The organism is Paenibacillus montanisoli, assembly GCF_003268025.1.
GTDB lineage: Bacteria > Bacillota > Bacilli > Paenibacillales > Paenibacillaceae > Paenibacillus_Z > Paenibacillus_Z montanisoli.
In genome coordinates, this window is the sequence record NZ_QLUW01000004.1 from 546,858 (window position 1) to 565,934 (window position 19,077).

Annotated in this window: 17 protein-coding genes; 1 reads left to right on the forward strand and 16 read right to left on the reverse strand. The window is 50.9% G+C overall.

The window, feature by feature from the left end:
* Nucleotides 1-12: 12 nt before the first annotated feature.
* The 13 genes from DL346_RS22140 to DL346_RS22200 form a co-directional block, all read right to left on the reverse strand.
* A complete protein-coding gene (locus tag DL346_RS22140; RefSeq protein WP_112884530.1) occupies nucleotides 13-771 on the reverse strand; it encodes a hypothetical protein in 759 nt (252 codons plus the stop codon).
* Nucleotides 772-1,365 carry a hypothetical protein gene (locus DL346_RS22145; protein ID WP_112884531.1) on the reverse strand — a complete coding sequence of 198 codons (594 nt, stop codon included), beginning with the start codon at nucleotides 1,363-1,365 and terminating at the stop codon, nucleotides 772-774.
* The gene (gene pilM, locus DL346_RS22150) at nucleotides 1,362-2,354 is read right to left on the reverse strand and encodes a type IV pilus biogenesis protein PilM (RefSeq protein ID WP_112884532.1); all 993 of its coding nucleotides are present in this window, start codon (nucleotides 2,352-2,354) and stop codon (nucleotides 1,362-1,364) included. The genes DL346_RS22145 and pilM overlap by 4 nt, the downstream gene beginning before the upstream one ends.
* A 22-nt stretch (nucleotides 2,355-2,376) precedes the next feature.
* Nucleotides 2,377-3,138: a prepilin peptidase gene (locus tag DL346_RS22155; protein WP_112884533.1), complete on the reverse strand. Its 762-nt coding sequence runs from the start codon at nucleotides 3,136-3,138 to the stop codon at nucleotides 2,377-2,379.
* A 70-nt stretch (nucleotides 3,139-3,208) separates the two neighbouring features.
* Nucleotides 3,209-3,718 carry a type IV pilin protein gene (locus DL346_RS22160; protein WP_112884534.1) on the reverse strand — a complete coding sequence of 170 codons (510 nt, stop codon included), beginning with the start codon at nucleotides 3,716-3,718 and terminating at the stop codon, nucleotides 3,209-3,211.
* A gap of 65 nt (nucleotides 3,719-3,783) precedes the next feature.
* The gene (locus DL346_RS22165; protein WP_112884535.1) at nucleotides 3,784-4,293 is read right to left on the reverse strand and encodes a type IV pilin protein; all 510 of its coding nucleotides are present in this window, start codon (nucleotides 4,291-4,293) and stop codon (nucleotides 3,784-3,786) included.
* A gap of 41 nt (nucleotides 4,294-4,334) precedes the next feature.
* Nucleotides 4,335-5,549 carry a type II secretion system F family protein gene (locus tag DL346_RS22170; RefSeq protein WP_112884536.1) on the reverse strand — a complete coding sequence of 405 codons (1,215 nt, stop codon included), beginning with the start codon at nucleotides 5,547-5,549 and terminating at the stop codon, nucleotides 4,335-4,337.
* 2 nt (nucleotides 5,550-5,551) lie between these two features.
* The gene (locus tag DL346_RS22175; protein WP_112884537.1) at nucleotides 5,552-6,592 is read right to left on the reverse strand and encodes a type IV pilus twitching motility protein PilT; all 1,041 of its coding nucleotides are present in this window, start codon (nucleotides 6,590-6,592) and stop codon (nucleotides 5,552-5,554) included.
* An 11-nt stretch (nucleotides 6,593-6,603) separates the two neighbouring features.
* Nucleotides 6,604-8,265: a GspE/PulE family protein gene (locus DL346_RS22180; protein WP_112884538.1), complete on the reverse strand. Its 1,662-nt coding sequence runs from the start codon at nucleotides 8,263-8,265 to the stop codon at nucleotides 6,604-6,606.
* Nucleotides 8,266-8,286: 21 nt separating this feature from the next.
* Nucleotides 8,287-9,213, reverse strand: coding sequence for a VanW family protein (locus tag DL346_RS22185; protein WP_112884539.1), 927 nt, complete (start codon nucleotides 9,211-9,213; stop codon nucleotides 8,287-8,289).
* A gap of 28 nt (nucleotides 9,214-9,241) precedes the next feature.
* Nucleotides 9,242-9,784: a prepilin-type N-terminal cleavage/methylation domain-containing protein gene (locus tag DL346_RS22190; RefSeq protein ID WP_112884540.1), complete on the reverse strand. Its 543-nt coding sequence runs from the start codon at nucleotides 9,782-9,784 to the stop codon at nucleotides 9,242-9,244.
* Between the two features lie 40 nt (nucleotides 9,785-9,824).
* Nucleotides 9,825-10,142: a prepilin-type N-terminal cleavage/methylation domain-containing protein gene (locus DL346_RS22195; protein WP_112884541.1), complete on the reverse strand. Its 318-nt coding sequence runs from the start codon at nucleotides 10,140-10,142 to the stop codon at nucleotides 9,825-9,827.
* 12 nt (nucleotides 10,143-10,154) lie between these two features.
* Nucleotides 10,155-11,312 (reverse strand): hypothetical protein, encoded by a 1,158-nt coding sequence (locus DL346_RS22200; RefSeq protein WP_133257560.1) that lies wholly within the window; start codon nucleotides 11,310-11,312, stop codon nucleotides 10,155-10,157.
* Between the two features lie 344 nt (nucleotides 11,313-11,656).
* Between DL346_RS22200 and DL346_RS22205 the strand changes: the two genes are divergently transcribed.
* A complete protein-coding gene (locus tag DL346_RS22205) occupies nucleotides 11,657-12,052 on the forward strand; it encodes a VOC family protein (protein WP_112884543.1) in 396 nt (131 codons plus the stop codon).
* 62 nt (nucleotides 12,053-12,114) lie between these two features.
* Here DL346_RS22205 and DL346_RS22210 read toward each other — a convergent pair whose 3' ends face one another.
* The 3 genes from DL346_RS22210 to DL346_RS22220 form a co-directional block, all read right to left on the reverse strand.
* A complete protein-coding gene (locus DL346_RS22210; protein ID WP_112884544.1) occupies nucleotides 12,115-14,499 on the reverse strand; it encodes a hypothetical protein in 2,385 nt (794 codons plus the stop codon).
* A 61-nt stretch (nucleotides 14,500-14,560) separates the two neighbouring features.
* Nucleotides 14,561-16,633, reverse strand: coding sequence for a DUF5054 domain-containing protein (locus tag DL346_RS22215; protein ID WP_112884545.1), 2,073 nt, complete (start codon nucleotides 16,631-16,633; stop codon nucleotides 14,561-14,563).
* Complete coding sequence (locus DL346_RS22220; RefSeq protein ID WP_112884546.1) at nucleotides 16,620-19,064, reverse strand: glycoside hydrolase family 38 N-terminal domain-containing protein; 2,445 nt, start codon at nucleotides 19,062-19,064, stop codon at nucleotides 16,620-16,622. Before DL346_RS22220 ends, DL346_RS22215 begins: the two co-directional genes overlap by 14 nt.
* Between the last annotated feature and the right edge of the window lie 13 nt (nucleotides 19,065-19,077).

Consider the following 19,077-nt stretch of genomic DNA (forward strand, 5'->3'; position numbering starts at 1 on the left):
CGGTTCCGGCCGCTAGCTTGCGGAAGAAGGAAGCAAAGGATTGCTCTTATTGGCCGGTTTCGGATATTCGACCCATGGCAGTCCGTTCTTTAATTCATCCATTTGCGATACATAGAAAGTGGATACCGTTACGGTAAATTTCATCCCGCTCCCGCCGGGTACTGCGCCGGCCGATTCTTGACCGCCGGTGAAGGAGAAGGAATCGATTTTGCTGACCCGCTGAAGCTCTTCCAGCTTCTTCACAAACTTCAGCATGTGACTGTAGTCCGGCGTGTTCACGCTTAAGCTGAACGTCAGCCTCTTAACCGCACTCGCATCGGGTGTCTGTTCCGCCTGTGGTTGCGCCTCTTGCGTCGTCCCCTGCGCTTCTTGGTTCCCGCCGGTGTCGGTTTGGACGTTTGCTGCTGCGGCAGCATTCGGATTCGCAAACAACGCAGCCGCATCTCCCTCGCTGATGCCAATGTTTTGCAGCTGGCTGCCCGACAACAATTCGACCTTCTCCAGATCAAGCAAATATTGATCGATTAACGGCTCCACCGGCAGCTTGCGCTGCAAGTTCAACGTGCTCTGCAGCTCGCCCTGCTGCTTGACCAACCGCTCGTCGACCGCTGCCAGCAGCTGCTTCTCCTGCTCCAATTGCTGCTTGGTTTGCTCAAGCTCCTTGCTGGGAGCGTGAATAACGAACGAGTAGGTCATGGCAAAAGCAACCCCAAGAAGCACAAAGAGGAGCGCCAGTGCCGCATTTCGTTTCTGTATACGTCCAACAGCCATTTATTTTCCCTGCCCTTCCATGTCCTTGAACGTCTGCTTATTCAGCGCAATCTGGAACGTCGTTGTGTATTTAGGCACTTGCTGCGCCGTGGATTCAACCGTCCCTTCGCTTCCTGCCGCAACCCCCGGGATGACCACGCCCTCCACCCAATCGGCGCGGTTCAGCTGGTTTAAGTACGCCGAGGTTTCTAGAAGCGTATCGAACTGCACCGTCATCGTGGCGGCCCCTTCACTGTATTGGTAATCCAGCACGAATCCCCGCTGCGGCAGCAGAGCCACGAGCCGATTGAGCACGGAGACCGCGGATACCGGCACTTGTTCCACCAATGGAATCATGGCGCTAAGGCCGCTCGCGGCGGAGCCGACGTTCCCTTGGACGATATTTTTCTCCTTCGCCGCATGGAGCTTCTTCGTCATATCGAGCTCTTGCTGAACGCGTTCCAAGCTATGAGTCACCGTGTAATATTGGATTCCGAGCCATGCCGGACCCAGAACCGCGCAGATCAGAAGAGCCGAAGCCGCCGCCTTGAAGGCATACCCGATCTTCTCGCGCCTCGGAAGCAGATTGATCTCCATTAATCTTGATGAGCTCATGCTTGTACCCCTTTCATGGCCAGACCCAGTGAGGCGTAATGACGGACCGGAAGCGCCATTCCTTTGGCTGTTTTCAGGCCGTGTTGATGCAAGGATTGCACGGGAACCTCCGTATTCGCCTGAATGCGTTCCTGTATCCCCGCAAGCTCGTAATGATCCCCTGTCAGCAGCATCTTCGTGATTTGATCCCTTCCCTGACTGAAGGTGTAGCGGTAATAGCTCATGACGCGTTCAATTTCCACGATCATATTGTTGATTTCCGCGATCAAGTAATCGGCATCGCCTGTCCAGATCAAGAACTCGTTGCCGAAATGATCCTTCTCCTTCTTCCATTCCCGGAGCGGTACGTTCATCTTCATCTGCCGCATGAACACCAGCTTGTTGTCTTTAAAAATACTTGCCGTGACATACTGGATGTCAAACTGCACGAGAAGCACACGGTCCGCCGCCTCTACCGTATCCAGCCGGTGAAACAGCCGGTATACCGCCAACGGGGAAACCTCCGCCGACACCGGTTCCAGCTTTAACGCCTTAAACAGCTTCGTGTAATCGTTCACTAAAGGCTCCGGCGCGGCATACAGCATGATATCCCTTTTCTTGTCATCGCGAGCCAGCGTAATGAGGTCGAAGACCGGCTGTTCGATCGGAATATGAATGCTGGTGCCCAGTTCCATGTAAATGTGGCTTTTCAGCTCGCGGTCCTCTACCTCCCCCGGAAGCTGCACGTTTCGTACAACGACCGCGGAATCGGGAAGCGTAAGCCGGATCTCCCTATGCTTGATGCCCCATTGCTTGACGCGCGGCTGCAGCAGCTGCTGCAGCTTATGTATGTCCATAATCTTCCCGTCGGCGATGAGCCCTTCCGGAAGGTAGCATTCGTCGAAAATTTTGATGGCGTCCACGTCCCGGCCTTCAAGAAACCGGATCACATGATCTTTGATCACCAAATTGGCAATGTCTTTCTTCTTTAATCCCCATTGAAAGCCCATTAGGAACACCCTCCATATGCCATCAAAAAGCGATAATAGTATAATACCAATGCAGAAACCGTTCGCCGAAGAAATATGCCGTCAACGTCCCCATCGCGATAGCGGGAGCAAAAGGCATCGGCTTGCCTACCCGCACCCTGCCTGCGATCATTCCGATGAGGCCCAAGATCGTTCCATAAAACGCAGCAATGACAAACGCGATCAAGACTAGCTTCCAGCCTAAAACCCAACCTAACACAGCAAAAAGCTTAATGTCCCCGCCGCCCATGCCTCCCTTGCTGAGGATGGCAATCAGCAGCAGCAACCCGAATCCGGCGGCGGCGCCTGCTAGCGGCTCCCACCAGGCAACTGCCGGTTGAACGAAGAAACGAAGAAGGATGAAGATCGTACCGAAGAAGAGCAGGATCTTATCCGGTATGAGCATGTAGGCAATGTCGGACACGGTGATAATGGTCAGCAACGAGATGAGCAGCCAAGCAATGGCTAATTCAGAGGACCATCCTAGGATGATCGGCGCTGCCACGAACAAAGCAGCGTTAACGAGCTCGATTAGCGGGTAGATCGGCGAGATGCGGTGGCCGCAGCCTTTGCATTTCCCCTTTAGGAAGAGGTAGGAAACGACTGGAATGAGCTCCCCTATCGTCAGCTTCCGTTGGCAATGACTGCAGTGCGAACCTGGACGGACAATTGATTCCTTCTTCGGAACCCGCAGGCCGACCACGTTGTAGAAGGAACCTGCAATAAGTCCGATCAAGAATGAATACGTGTAAAAGATGGCTGCCATTGGATCAGTCCTTTAAGGGAGGTGGGGGGACAACCCTCGGGGGAGGGTTGTCCTTTGACTTTCAAATTTATTAGTTAACTGCGCTGCGAGTAAGGTTAGCTTCCGCAATTGGATTACCGGCAGAAGGGCTGCCTGTTTGAACTCCACGGCCAGAAGAAGGAACTAATTTCACGTCATAGGTGAATTCAGTCGCTGGACTTGCAGCAAGGGATACCTTTACATACGATCCCGTAGGAACTGCACTTGTACTAACAACGTCTGCAGTTGGGGAATTATAGGTACCACCATCTGGATTCTTCAAGGCATCTAGATTGCCAGATGCACCTACGAGATAGTTAAGTGGAATATATACTTGACTGCCGTTACTTGGGCGAAGTGTAGCATCCCCTCCGGCAATTAACAATTTCGTGCTGTTAATCATTTGTACAGCATTTGCAACATGGGCGTCTTTCTTTGAGTTGTCAATGATTTTACCGATACTAGGTACTGCAATTGCAGAAACAATACCCAGAATAATTACAACAGCCAGCAGCTCAATCAGTGTCAAACCCTTTTGATTTTTCAGCAACCGTTTCAACATGTCTCATTTCTCCTTTTATAATTGTATTAATTTGTATAAGATCGACTTAGCGAGTAGCAGAATGATTAGTTAACCGCACTGCGAGTAAGGCTTGCCTCAGCAATTGGATTACCAGCAGAAGGGCTACCAGTTTGAATCCCACGGCCAGAAGAAGGAACTAATTTTACGTCATAGGTGAATTCAGTCGCTGGACTTGCAGCAAGGGATACCTTTACATACGATCCCGTAGGAACTGCGCTTGTACTAACAATGTCTGCAGCTGGGGAATTGTAGGTACCTCCATCTGGATTCTTCAAGGCTTCCAGGTTTCCAGATGCACCTACTAGGTAGTTAAGAGGAATATATACTTGACTGCCGTTACTTGGGCGAAGTGTAGCATCCCCTCCGGCAATCAACAATTTCGTGCTGTTAATCATTTGTACAGCATTTGCAACATGGGCGTCTTTCTTTGAGTTGTCAATGATTTTACCGATACTAGGTACTGCAATTGCAGAAACAATACCCAGAATAATTACAACAGCCAGCAGCTCGATCAGCGTCAAACCTTTTTGATTCTTCAACAACCGTTTCAACATGTCTCATTTCTCCCTTTATTATTATTTTTTATGTATTCTTTCTACTGCACGTGTTGATAGATATCAAACATCGGAACAACAATCGATAACACGATTACACCTACGACCCCTGCCATTATGACGACCATAATCGGCTCGATTAATGACTTTAATCGGTCAGCGGCCATGTCGACCTCGGTTTCATAGAAGTCGGCCACTTTGGAAAGCATGGTGTCTAATGAACCCGTCTGCTCGCCGATGCGAACCATCTGCGTGACAAGCGGAGGAAAAATCCAATGCTTGTTGAACGGCTCGCTCAGCATCCCCCCTCTCTCTAAAGATTGTTTGGACGTCTCCAGGACGTTTGCCATCACTTTGTTCAAGACAACCTTCTCCACGATCGTAATGGCTTGCAATATGGGTACAGAGCTAGAGACTAGAGAACTTAGCGTTCTTGCCATTCTAGCAATGGTTGCCTTCCGTATCAGCGCTCCGAATATAGGCATTTTCAACAGTGCATGATCCAAGTAATAAGAGCCTTGGGGATGTTTCTTCGCGATCACAATCGCAGCCACGCTCCCTGCAGCAAAGAGAAGGATCAGCCACCAAAAGCTTTGCATCCAATCGCTTGCTCCCATTACAAACTGCGTAATCTTCGGCAGCTCGGCATCAAAGTCCGCGAACATGGAAGCGAAGGTGGGCACGACGCTGGTCAGCAAATAGATCGCCGTACCTGCGCAAGCAATTGCCAGTATGATGGGATAGGCTAAGGCAGATTTGATTTTCTGTCGGGTAACGTGCTGTTTCTCGAAGGTTGCCGCGAGATTGTTCAAGGACTCGTCCAAGGTGCCGCTAAACTCGCTCGCCCGAATCATATTAATGAACAACACCGGAAATACTTTCGCATGCTTCTCCGCCGCATCGGAGAACGCCGTTCCCCCGCGGATGTCTTCCTCGACCTGCAGCAGCGCCTTCCTCAGTGCCTTACTCTCGGTCTGCTCGGCAAGGATTTTTGTGGAGTCTACGATGCTCACGCCGGCTTTAATTAACGTAGCGAACTGTCTGCAATAGGTGACGAAATGCTCCAGCTTCACCGGGTTCCCTATCGTGATATTGAGCTCTTTATTGAATAGATTGGTTTGCGCTTCCTGAAGGTGAGTAACGGCTATGCCCTTCTCCCTTAGCTTCAGGACGGCTTCCCTCCGGGACTCGCTGATTAACCTGCCTTTGGTTATCCTGCCGGTACGATGCCGGCCCACATATTGAAACTGCGCCATGGCTATACCGTCATCTCCCGCAAATAAGGTTCAGCGACTTCTCTGGACACGATGTAGTTCTGCATCAACTCGCGAAGCGACATTTCCAGGGTGTGCATCCCTAATGACCGGCTTGTTTGCATCACGTTAGGAATTTGATGCACCTTCTCGCTGCGGATCAGATTGGCCACGCCGGAAGTATTCACGAGAATTTCGGTAGCTGCCCGCCGCCCGGTGTGGTCGATGGTCGGCAACAGTCGCTGAGACAGTACGCCGATTAGTACGGAGGCGAGCTGGATGCGGATTTGCTGCTGCTGTCCCGGCGGGAAGACATCGATAATCCGGTCGATCGTGGACGGCGCATCCGTCGTATGCAAGGTGCCAAGCACCAGGTGTCCGGTTTCCGCCGCCGAAATGGCAGTCGATATGGTGTCCAAATCGCGCAATTCGCCGACGAGAATGACATCCGGGTCCTGCCGGAGCGCTGCCCGCAGCCCATTCGCGAAGCTTCGCGTATCCGCGCCGACTTCGCGCTGATCGATGATGCTTCGGTCATGCTTATGCAAATATTCGATCGGATCTTCGAGCGTGATCATGTGCTTTCGCGTGGTCTTGTTCATATAATCCAGCATCGATGCGAGCGTCGTAGACTTCCCGCTCCCCGTAGGGCCGGTTACCAAGAACAAGCCTTGCGGTTTCGTGCATACCTTGTGCAGGACATCGGGCATTCGAAGCTGCTCCAGCGAAGGAATGACGCTCGGAATGATCCGGATTGCCAAGCTGATATCTCTTCGCTGTGTGAAGACGTTAACGCGAAATCGGCTGATTTCCGGGATTGAGTAGGCCAAATCAATCTCGCCTTTTTCTTGAAACTGCTCCCACAGCTCGTCCGGGATCATGACTCGCGCTATCCCCTCCGTCTCCTGACTGGTGATCATTTGATCTCCGTGGTCCCGCAGATCGCCTTGAATCCGGAATATCGGCGGCGAGCCTGTGGTCAAGTGGATATCGGACGCTTTCTTATGAAAGGCCGTAAGTAACAGCTCATCAACCATCTCTTTCATCCGATCATCTCCTAATCCCCGATTGCCACTTGGAACACTTCTTCCGTGGTGGTCAACCCCTGGGTTACTTTCATCAGTCCATCGTCCATCAGAAAAATCGTTCCATTGCTCCTCGCATACTCCTGAATAGCCGAGAGCGAACTGTTGTCCATAATGAGCTTGCGTACGAAATCGTCGATCACCAAGACCTCATGGACGGCAATTCTCCCCTTATACCCGGTCATGTTGCAGTTTCCGCAGCCCTTTCCGCGAAAAATGCGTTCCACCTTCCGCCCGCGGGCGGTAAAGATCTCCGCTTCTCTGGCCGATGGCGGGTGAGGCTGACCGCAGTCGCGGCATACCCGGCGGACAAGCCTTTGAGAGACAATGCCGGCCAAAGACGCTGCTACGAGGAAAGGCTCAATCCCCATATCGATCAAGCGGGTGATCGTACTGACGGAATCGTTCGTGTGGAGAGTGCTGAGCACGAGATGGCCGGTCAAAGCTGCGCGCGTGGCGATTTCCGCCGTTTCGGTATCCCGGATTTCCCCGACCATCATGATGTTCGGATCCTGCCGCAGCATGGCCCGAAGACCTGCCGCGAAGGTTAAGCCTACATTGGCGTTGACCTGGACTTGAGAAATACCTTCCAGCTGGTATTCAACTGGATCCTCTACGGTGATGATATTGACTTTTTCGGTGTTAAGCCGGTTCAGTGCAGCGTACAGCGTCGAGGATTTCCCTGAACCTGTTGGCCCTGTAATGAGCACAATGCCGGTCGGACGTTCGATCATTTTCAGAAAGCGCCTGTAATTGTCCGGGTGAAAATCCATCTTGTCCAAATCCTTGACCGTGCTGTTCGCATCGAGAATCCGCATGACGACTTTCTCGCCATATATTGCAGGAAGCGTAGATACGCGAATATCGATGGGGTAACGCTCCAAGTTGAGCTTAATTCGCCCGTCCTGCGGGATGCGATGCTCAGTAATATTCAAGTTGGACATGATTTTAATGCGGGCGACGACCATGCTCTGCATCTGCTTGGGCAGCGTTTTATCCGTCACCATGGTACCGTCGATGCGGTATCGAATGACCACCTTCGATTCGTGCGGATCAATATGAATGTCGCTGGCTTTATGGGCGACGGCATTCATCAGGATCTGGTTGACCAGCTTCACAACCGGCGAATCATCCTCCAAAGCCTGTTCATCCCGCAGCTCTTGACTCGGCTGCGCATCCTCGAGCAGATGTTCCATCGTGTCGTCGTAGCCATAATATTTATTAAGTCCTCGAATGACGTCTTCTTTGGTGGCGAGAGCTCGCTCGATCTGATAGCCTGTGGCCATGCGCAGATCATCTACCGCGAAGAAATCCAGCGGGTCCACCATCGCGACATGGAGCTTGTTATTTTCGATTTTTAGCGGGAGGAGCAAATAGCGCTTGGCTAGCTGCTTGGGCACCAGACCCACTGCTTTTTTGTCGACAGCATATTGGTACAAGCCGACATACGGGATGCCCAGCTGCCGCTCGAGCGTACTCATCAACTGCCGCTCCGTAATGTAGCCATCTTGAATCAGGAGTTCGCCGATCCTTTGCGTATCTTTCTTGGCTCGCAGCGCTCGTTGTACTTGTTCCTCCGTAACCAATCCCGCTTCAACCAGCAGCTCTCCCAATTTTCTTCTTTGTTGTCTCAAGGTGCCTCACCCTCTTCGTCATCATTTCGCCACTACGGAAGTCTCCGCTCCCACTGCGATCCTGTGAACCGGTGCGTAATAATCCTCCGAGATCCATTCCTTTTTTACCACTTCATGCTTTGCATTCAATGTCTCCCGGTAAATCCGTACAAAAGCACCTGGGCTTCCTTCAGTGGCCTGGGCAGAACCAGTCTGTATAATCGTTCTTGGCATGATCGACTCTTGATCTTCTTTTACGATACGATATGTATCCACAGGGTCATGACTAGCCGCATACATATAGAGAACGCCGTCATAATACTCCATGTACAGCTTAACCGGTTCTTTCGCCGAATTACGAAGGACGAGGTCTGTTTCACCCGGGACCACTTTCGCTTCATAACCGAGCACGGCATAGGATGGAAGCGTTCTTCCTGTAAATCGCTCCACAATGTCCAGGCCGCCATCCAGCGCGACCGTATACAGGCCAGTGGCTAAAACATCCAAGCTTTCGCTCTTATCCGGTTGAAGCTGTTTATTCTTCATCGCGCCTAGCAGCGAGAAAGCCTGTCCAGGTGCCAGCTCGGTTCCATTTAACTGCTTGGTCCAGTTCTCCAATACACGAGCCTGATCCACGTAGGCGATGGCTGTTTGAGCAACCAGCTTTCCATTAAACGCTGCAGACAGCTCTAATAGATTTCTGAGATAGTCTTCCTGTTCACGAATGTCCGTGCCCTCTGCAAGCAAACCGCTGATGACGTCCTGCGTTCGCTTGAATTCGCTAAGCTGAAAAGCGTCTACCTCCTGAAGCCGTTTCGAGTTCTCCTCCATTTTCTTCTTCACTTCAGGAGAGGCCGTATCGTAATTGGCTCCGCCATTGCCGACTTTGTCCGCCATGCCAATGGTTGAAATACTGAGCGATAAACATGTGCATACCGCCACTGCCGAAAGCGCTTTCTTTAGTCTCATTGACCGTATACCGCCCTTCCATACTCCGTTATTTATATTTGATTACGCTGTAGCCATTCGTTCCTTGTATATCCGATGCTGCATTCATGATTAGGAGTTCCGATTGAATATGGTAGCTTTGTGTAGAGGTTTGTCCGGTAATATCGAAGTTTAACAGCTTAGGGTTTGTCGCATTTTTGGAAAATACGATAGTGAACGATCTGGATCCGCTCATATCCTTGACAATTTGACCCGTTGAGAAACTGTTCGTAGAGGTGTTGTATACGATATGTTTAATGGAGTGGTCCGTGTTGTCGACACAGATGTAGTTGTAGCCGTTTTGAAGCGTTGTGGGGCATTGATTCACCGATTCCATGCTGGCCTCTGCTGCATATCGGAGCGTCTTTGTTACGGCAAGTGAGGCAAGCTGGACTTGATCCTGCAGGCTGCTTCGCGATTGGCCCTGACCATACGACTTCATGCCAAACGTAAGAAGCGGATAAGCAAGTGATAAAAGCAGGACTAGGATCATCACTGCGGCGAGCATTTCCATTAACGTTAACCCTCGCTGGTTGAAATAGTTGCGGATCATATATGCCTCCCTCCTTTATGTCGCGCGGGCTGGCGCACGCTTAATTGGGGACGAACTCAGTAAGTACCTGGCCTCCTTGGATGACGCTTGTTACCAAATTGCCGGGGATGTTGATTTCTGGAAGCCCTCCGGATATCCCATACTTAATTAGAGGCGCTGGCGTAGTGCTTATGTTGGTCTTGCTCTCCAAGTTCTGCTGTGCCGTATACAGATTCTGTCCTCGTGTACCGGTTTTCGTAATCGTATCCGTTCCTCGGATAAAGTACCCTATGAACGCCATAACCAGAACGGCCAGGATAACTACGGCCACAAGCACTTCCATTAGAGAAAACCCTTGCTCTTTGTTTATGTAGCTCATGCGTAGCCTCCCTTATTGGCTTCCCCAGCTGCCAGTCTCATAGGCGGGGACTTGGGGTATAGACTCGGTAAAGGCGAAGAAGTTAAGCGAATCCGCTGAGGAATGCCCTACCAACGAAACCTTTTTGGCGATAATAACGCCGTTAAAGTCTACTCCGCCTTTGAATAAAATTTCTGAATTCGGAGCGTATACGGAGACCTTCGAAAACACCGTATGTCCGCCTGCATCCAGCTTCCCTTTGAAAAACACAACTGCTGAATTGGCATCCCCTGTTACCGAGAAATTCGTACCGCCATTCGTATCCAGCGTATTGAAATAAATGAGAGCTTTGCCCGTTTTGGTCGGATCAGCCTTTACGACGTTTATCGTTAAGGAGGCTTGTCCTTTGAGAGCGTTAAATTTTGTCAGATCCACTTGAATGTCTTGGTTGCCACTGACGCTGATTGTGAGGGTAACTGCGTCACTATTATTTAGACTCGTATCTTTATAGCATTTATCTGCAGTGATCGTCTCCGATATCAAATTGTTATCGCAGCTTGCCAAGCTCGGATAGACCGCATCCGGATAATGCCGATTTGCGTTGTATTCCTTACACTTGGTTTTGTCTGGTTCAATTGTCCCGTCTGATCTAAAACAGCTAATGTCAGGGACTGATATGGGATCAGACGATCCTAGCGATGAATTTGTAGCGACGTTTCCTTTTATACTGGTATTTCCATTGCCTTCAATTGCCTCACTTGCAAAGATGGTTTCTTTGCCGAATTTAAAGCTTGTCGTGTTTAGGAGCAGCGTTGCCTTTTCTTGGACCCCGTTCACTTTACCAGTCGATACAACCTTCAGCGTTTCGGTGGTACTATTCACTTTACTTACTTGAACCTTAAAGGAGCCGGCCCCGAGAGGAACATCCTGATTGAGTTGCGCGTTCAAGTCAACCAGACTCACCTTCCCTCCCGGATTAAACGTGGTGTAATTGTAGTGATTCTTAATATACCCAGCCACCGCATTTGCACCCGACTTGGCGAGATAGTAGGCCTGCATCTTCTTCTCCTGATAGCCCTCCCGCTTTAACCCGTTGGCACTAATGCTCAGCAGCGACATCCCCACTATGATCAATACGGTCACGGTCAGGAGTACTACCGGTAAAGCGACTCCGCGTTCGTTCTTTAGCACGATCACCAGCTCACCTTTCTTATGACAGCGTTAGATCCGGCTTTTCTGCGTTAGATTCATTTCGACGGTACAAAGCTACAAAATTAGGTCTATTGGACTATTGAACTCTGTGCCTTTTGCCTTACAATACCGATTGTATCACAGTTTTTGGCAGATTGCTACTATCTGTAACAATTTTTTTTATGAAAACTTTAGGTCAATAAAAAAGGGTGGCAACGGTCGGTTCTTTCGCCGTGATGCGCTTCACTTTAAGAAAAAATTTACATTCCGTTTTTATAGATCAAGTAGGAAAGGAAACCCTAATAAAGAAAGAAATAAGAAATCCAAAAATGTGGGAGGATGTCATGGGAAGATTAATTTATTTCGAAATTCATGTCGATGGCATGGAGCGCGCGAAGAAGTTTTATGGCGAGGTATTTGGATGGACCTTTGAGGATTGGAGCGAATATGCGGGAATGCCCTACTTTGGAGCGGTGACGGGCGATGCCAACGAAATGGGCATCAACGGCGCTCTGATGCAGCGCCATGGCCCTGCCCCGGAACCGGGCCAGGCCGTGAACGGTTATGCGTGCACAATGGGTACAGGTGACTACGACGCTACGGAAGCTAAAATTCTTAGCCTAGGCGGCAAGGTCGCCCTGCCGAAAATGGCACTGCCCGGCATGGCGTGGCAAGGGTATTACATCGATACCGAAGGCAATATCTTCGGCATTCATCAGCCGGATGAGAACGCGAAATAGAGGCAATCAAGCAAAAACCACATCCCCTTGCGGATGTGGTTTTTGCTAATTATAGATTGGGCTTAGGCATTCTTCCAGACCGTATTTACCGGCTCAGGAACGCTTCGGGTCGATATCTTAACGCTTATTGAAGGCTTTGGCTCTCCTTCGAATTTACAGCTGAATGAAATCGTCTGCCCTCCGGCACGAACAATGGGCGGTATTGACGATGCCTCTACCGTGCGCAAGACATTCCAATTTCGATCCATAATCCGTCCACTACGGTCCCCGTCGCATACCAAATACTCCCCAGCGCGCACTTCCGTTTCGAACGTCATATATTGGCCGCCCACGCAGAACGTTGGTCGCTTTATATAGCCATCCTCATAGCCATATGCCGGGGTAACACGCATACAGAACCTGAAAGGCTGCTCGTTATGCTTGTTGAAGAATGGCCAATCCGCGCCACCCGGCTGGCCTGGCTGCAGTTCTTCCGGACTGCATTCCAAGGGAGCAGAGATACTCATGGCATATAAGCTCCAGCGATCCTCTTCAAGCTCCTCAAGATGCCAGTCGCTTCTCGGATCCTTCATCTTTTCGCGCTGCTCCGGAGTAAATGCTCCAATCTGCCGCGCCCTCTCCCAGCTGCGCACGCTCTCAAGCAAACGATCGGTATTTCCGTTCCGTCTCAGCACAGCCATATCGGCGGACAATGCGAAGCCAGCATTAAAGCCCGCCGCCTTTGACAATACCCATTCAATCTCGTCCAGTGTCGTGGCCTCAAACCGATTCGAGGCCGAGCGAATCAGAAACCAACCTATCATCGGGGGGATGAAATTCCTTTCGAAATAGCGCTGGTTGCTTAGCCGCCATTCCAGCTGACCTTCGCGTGTCGCAGCTCCCCATGGCTCGCCCCAATTGAATCTCGTAAAGATATGCCACGCATAATTGGATACGACAATGCTCGCATCGTTTATAACTTCCTTGCTCCAGCCGTCATAGCACCGCTTTACGAAACGGTTGACGCCATAATCGTCTTGACCGGTCGCGTAACAACCCTCCAGTCCATCGAAGGAAATTTGTTTTAAGCCCGTGAAGCGGAAAAGCTCGCCAATTCGATCACTGTATTGGTCCTGCAGTTCTAGATTCGGAAAAAATACATGATAAGGATGATCCCATAAGCGGCCGATTTCCGAGCCGCCTGTATGTGCGGCAGCCGCCGTTCCGTGTGCGCCTCTCTTAACGCCGAGGAGCTTCCATGGCTCGCTTTCCGATACAGAGTCGTATTCGATGAGTTCATTGCCGATGATTGCCGTTTTGCCATGAAGCTCTACTTGAAACGGCTTGGCGTTATCGATAACTAGCTCACCGGATTCCGATTCGCTTACTGCTTCCATTAAGCGGGCCGTGCCGACGGTTTGCAGCCTATTATCCGGTAAGGGCGTTACATACGAATCATTTAATGTCGTAAAATTGGATAGGGTATGAATGCCGACGTGCATGCCTGCCGATTCAGCCGCTTTAACGCTCGCCCGAAGCCCTGCATCTCCGTTCGGAAAGCTCTCCGGCTTGAGCGTGAAATGTCCCCATTGCGCGAACGGATCCGGATGGTACACATAGTTCAGTCCTGCCCGCTTTGTGTACGTGATTGCTTCAGCGATCGTCGCTTCAGTAAAATCGGTAATCAAATACGATTGATTTGCAGCCGGAGATACTTTGCCCCACACCCCCTCAATCGTTGGATGCGGCAAATTTTCGCCTAGCTCAATTGCCTCGATCGTTTCCAGCACATGTTCTACCGCACATCCGAACAAAGCCACTTTCGATCCGATAATTGCGGCATCTTCATTGTTTAAAGAAGGCACTTCAACATCATGGATGCCCCAAACCGGTCTTGTTCCGCCCTTGGCGCGGTTTCTTGCATACGCCTGCAGCAAACTGCCTTTCGCCGTCGGCCATGCCGTGCTCATTCTGTATTCGAACTTTCCATCTGCAAAGGGGGCTTCAGCAAAATCCAAGGCTTTCAACTCGGAAGGCCATCCGCCGATCGTTTTGGCATTTAACGAAAGGAGACCTGCCGCAAATCGATGATTATGGACGACCCCGACGGATTCTCCGATCGAACCGGAAATCATGGTCTCATACGGCCCCCAAATCACCGCATCGATCTCGCATTTTCCATTTATTTCGGTTATTTCTGCGACTTCAAACGTTGCGTAAAGCTCCTTTAAAACGATCTTTATATGCACCCACACGCCCATGTTTTCAAAATGAAGCGATATCTTGTTCTCTTCATCGTCATATGCAGCGCAGCATGGCCGTTCAATTTCTCCGTCATTTACAATTCGAAGCAAGGGAGAATCTTTACCGGCGTCATACATCGTGTCATGAGCATCCGTAAGGCGCGTTAAGTTACCTACTTCGTCAATCCAAAAAGACAATGAACCCGCATTAAACTGGACGCCCACTAATCCTCTCTCCTCTCAAAAAGGGCGAAAATGGGTTGTTCCATTTTCGCCCCGCTATAGCTTATCCGTTCGACTTCAAAGTCAGACGGAATCTGTACTTCATATCATCCTCGAACCACATTACGAAATTTGTGCCCCATACATTGTTGTGCAGATTAAAGTGGAACCCTCCATCCAGCGGGGCAAAGCGGTTGTCGAACTGAAGGATTCTTCTTTCTCCCGGACAAACGATAGGGGTATCAAGCGTCTCGATGACCGCCGTGCCGTCCGCGCCCGCGTAGTACAATCCGGACTGAACCCCATGCATATTGCGATTGCCGTTCTTGACTACGGAAAGCGGCGAAATATGACGTCCCAGTTTATCCATTTGCCATAGATTCGGATTGTCGACTAGCGGCGAGAAGGATAGCCAGCTCGCCTCAGGCAACCGGCTTGCGAGCTTCCCTTGCCATTCCAGTTGGGCCTCGAGCTGAGGAGTATCGCGGTAAAAGGTATACAGAAGGCTCAGCTTTTGCGGTGCCCCATGATGCTCGCATGCATAATCCGGAAGCATTAGTTCAACGCTTACAACGTCGCACTCCGGCTTTCTGTCCAGCTCGATCTTCTCTACTCTTGCCTTAAACAGTCTGTGCTCCGGCTTCGGATCGACAAACTCAATTCCCGGCTTGCCTAAATCCGCATCGGCCCAGCCATGATGGATCGGTAAATTGGTTACATACTCTTTAAAATAGCGGTCATAGCTCTCTTTGCTGAACGTCTCATATCCGAAGCTGCCCAGCTGATGCTCTTCATCCGCCCATACTTTCCCGGCCATATCGATTAACGAGCAAATGGACCCCTCGGAAGAGAACGTAACGCGGAATGCCCCTAGCTCATACGATTTACCGATCATCACAGGCTCAGCCTGATTGGATACTTTGCTTTCCGCAGAGGGATAAAGCCGCTCAAGCGCATTTGCAGCTTCTGCTGCCAAAGCTCCAGGGAGAGCGGAAATGGCCATGGCTAAATAGACGCGCTGCTCTTGCCATGAATGCTCAACTTCACTGAATCGGCGAGTTGGATTCGCCAATTGGCGAAGATAATCGAACTTTCTCCACTTCGCGTCATCAATCACATCCCGTTCTCTCGCTGCAGCCAGAGCGGTTGGCGAATAATTGCTGAAGTCAACCAGATACACGGACTCGTTTAAGCCCCATGTATGTTCGGGAATCAGCATCAGATAATCACAAAACCGGGCATAAGCTTCGCTTTGCGGATCCAAAGCGCCAGCGCTCAACCATTTATCGCGCAATCGAAGAAGCTCACGGTAACGAGCGATTTTCCATGGATCAGAGGCGATGCCGTGAATCCAAGAATCTCCGATTTCTTCCGTCACGACTGGCAAGAGATGCTTGATTTCCTGCAGCTTCTCGGCATATGCATCCATTGTCGATGCAACGATGTCTGCACCCGGATAATCCCGCTGAAGCTTCTCATACAGCGCTCGCACATCCTCCAGCGTAGGCGGGCCATCATTATCGCCCGTATGCGCGAAGTACAGCGCATCTTCCATCCCGTCCATATAGAAAGGTCTGCCGTAAGCATCGGCATAATTCACGATCATCTCCGAACCGTCTGCCGCGCGCCAAACGAACAGCTTCGGAACCGCCGGATTTTTACTGACCGGGTTTACGCCAAGGTGCAGATATTGAATGCCTCTCCGGGCCATCGGCGGAATCATCGCAATGGTATGGCCGGGAACGTCCGTCATTTTGGAAGCGATGGTTGTGCGGCCGTACGTTTCATCCAGCTCCTTCGCCAGTGAAAGCCCGTATTCAAACAAGCGCTCATCCATGATTTCCGTATGGGTTGTAAAGGGTAACCCGTGCCATACGATGCGGCCTTCTCGAATGCCTTCTTCCATACGCGCGCGCATGGGTTCTGAAGCGTTTTGCAAAAATTGCTTGATTAACCACGAGCCTGTCGTCCATACGAATTTGACCGGCCCCTCCTCTTGAGCAAGCTTCTCCGACAGCTCCAAAGCCTGCGGAATAAAGCTGTTCATATAGCGATCGATCACATCTTGCGCCATATGCGTAAATCCAATATCCAAATGCGTTTTGAAAATAACGTGGACTCTCTTAATTGGATTCATCCCGATCTTCCTCTCCAATGCGCCAAACGGTCAATCCTGCGCTCATGGTATGGCAATGTCCGATTGCTTCAGTAGCCGACTTCACATTCTCGCTCCATTCAAGGCTATAGCGAAACTCGTAGAAGCCGCCCAGTGTTGCTTTGAAGTTCGTTTCCCAGTAATTCGTCATCGCCCATATGTAGAGCTCAGGCTTCATATCTTCCGATTGCTGCGTATGCAACAGACGTTTGCCATAGTGCAGCGTACCAAGCTGCAAGAGCGGCGTATCCGGCGTGGCCAGCATAAGCGATCCATAATCGCCGACATAAGCAAGCCCTTCTTGGATGCATGTGTAATCAAGGAGAGTGCCCGGCAGTTGGTCTACCCACGGACGGACTAGCGCGCCCGCTTTATCAATCCATAACGTCTCTTCGTTATCCAAGCCGGATGTAAAAGGCAACGAAATATAGACATTTTCCGGTTCCCAAACCGAATCCTTATGCAGCCGAACCGCCACATCGACACGATTCATGGTCGCGTATACCTTTAAGAACAACGAATAATAGCTTACGCCGGGAAGCTCAAACTGCAGCTCTACCGCGCCGAACACCGGTCCGTTATCCAATTGCTTCGCTTTCACGAGCCGGCCTGCCGAACGGCGGACGTTCATCCCTTTCCGGTTTCTTCCCATGGAGCCGCGAGCCGCAACGGCCGGCGTCACTTCATAAACAGGCGTGAACGCTCCATGCTTCTTGTCCTTGCGGATGAGCTCCTCACCCGTTTCCTTGTTGATCCAAGAAACAATGCCTTCCTCTTCAGTCCAGCTGATTCGTACAAACGGCGATTCAATCGAATGCTGATTTGCGGTTACGGCCCCTTCCGTTCTGCCGCTTGGAAACATGTCATTGATGTCGTCAGCGCTATCTACGGCATACAGCTTGAAGTTATTCGTCGTTTTCGCCTTCGATGCCTTGGCCGGACGAAGCTTAAACTCTTTCTGCTCACCAGGCTCAAGAGCCACCTCGACCGTTACGCTTTGGTAACCGGGCTGATGAGGAACGACTTTTCCCGTACGTTCATCGACGACTTCCACGCCGTCCTTGAAGATTTCGTTCTCGAAGCCTTCCCATTCCATTTCAACAAGCTGCCTTGCAACCTGCGGCTCCGTATTCGCGACGCGGTAACGGAATGCGCGTCCAGGGTGAAGAAGCGTGCCTCCCAACGCATTGCGCACTTTGTCTAATGCGGAGTGCGCCAGACGGCTTCCATTCGCGGCATAGGCAAGCTTCCGCACCTCAAGCATTTGAACATTCCAATGCCATGGCTGATGGACGGAGGTGTGAAAGCCCCAGGTATGCTCCGCGTACATCACAAGCTCGCGCTCGATGTCTTCAAGCTCCTGACGGCTAACGATCCGCTGCTCCGGATCAAGCCGTTTTACTTTGCGGAGCGTGCGTTGACCGTCCTTGAATATTTGCGTATGCATCGGAGTCGAGCCGACGCCATCCGACCACCAATCCGGCCAATCCCCGGCATGGACCGGGATAACAATCGGCTGTTCTTTCAAATGACGGAAAAACTCGCTTAACGTCGCCATTTGAATTTGCACCCGGTCCCCATGCTGGGCGTTCCATCTGTTAATGACGTCCATAATCGCTCCGTTCGGCGCCCCGTTGTCCGTCGACAGACCCGAGACCGTCACTGGAACGAAATCATACGGATAATTTTCTTGTTCAAGCAAGCTCAAGTAACGATCAATTCGAGTCAGCATGATTTCATCGTGATTGCCGACAATCGCCGGCGTATGGAACTCGTCGCGAATGATATAGCTGCCTACGGCATTCGGACACATGCCTAGCTCATTGCCCAAGAAATAATGATCTCCGTTCCATACGAGCAATTTATCTCCGCTTGGCGTCTCCCACCAAAAAGGCGTTTGCTTCTGTCCCAAAGGGAACATGCCGTGATGCGTATGAACGCAGGAGAATAAATGCTCCACGCCCGCATCCAATAAGCTTTGTCCATAGCCCCAGCTGTAGCCGTTAATATCGGCCGTCATGGCCGAATCCACGTGACGGCCTATGCTTCGTCCGTATTCGGCAGCCTTGGCGTGAATGGCGCGCAGCAAATCGTAATCGGCGAGCTCCGTCATATTCAGGTAGGTTCCGGACAGCTCGATCTCGCCGCTGCGAATGGCTTCCGCGAAATCACGCCTTTCCTCCACGCTTGCTTCCTCTAAGAACTTCTCGACGGCCCAGAACGTTTCGCACGTCCACTTAAAGCCTTTCCACTCCGTTTTCTTCCCTTGACGGATTTGTTTCGTAATATGGAGCGCTTGCCGGATAAAATCGACATGGAATTGTTCAATGCGTTCTTGTCTTCTTGTATAGCCGATATCGGTATGAGAATGATGAATCACGAATATGCGCCAGTTGCGGCTTAGCTTTGCCATGTGTCTATACAGT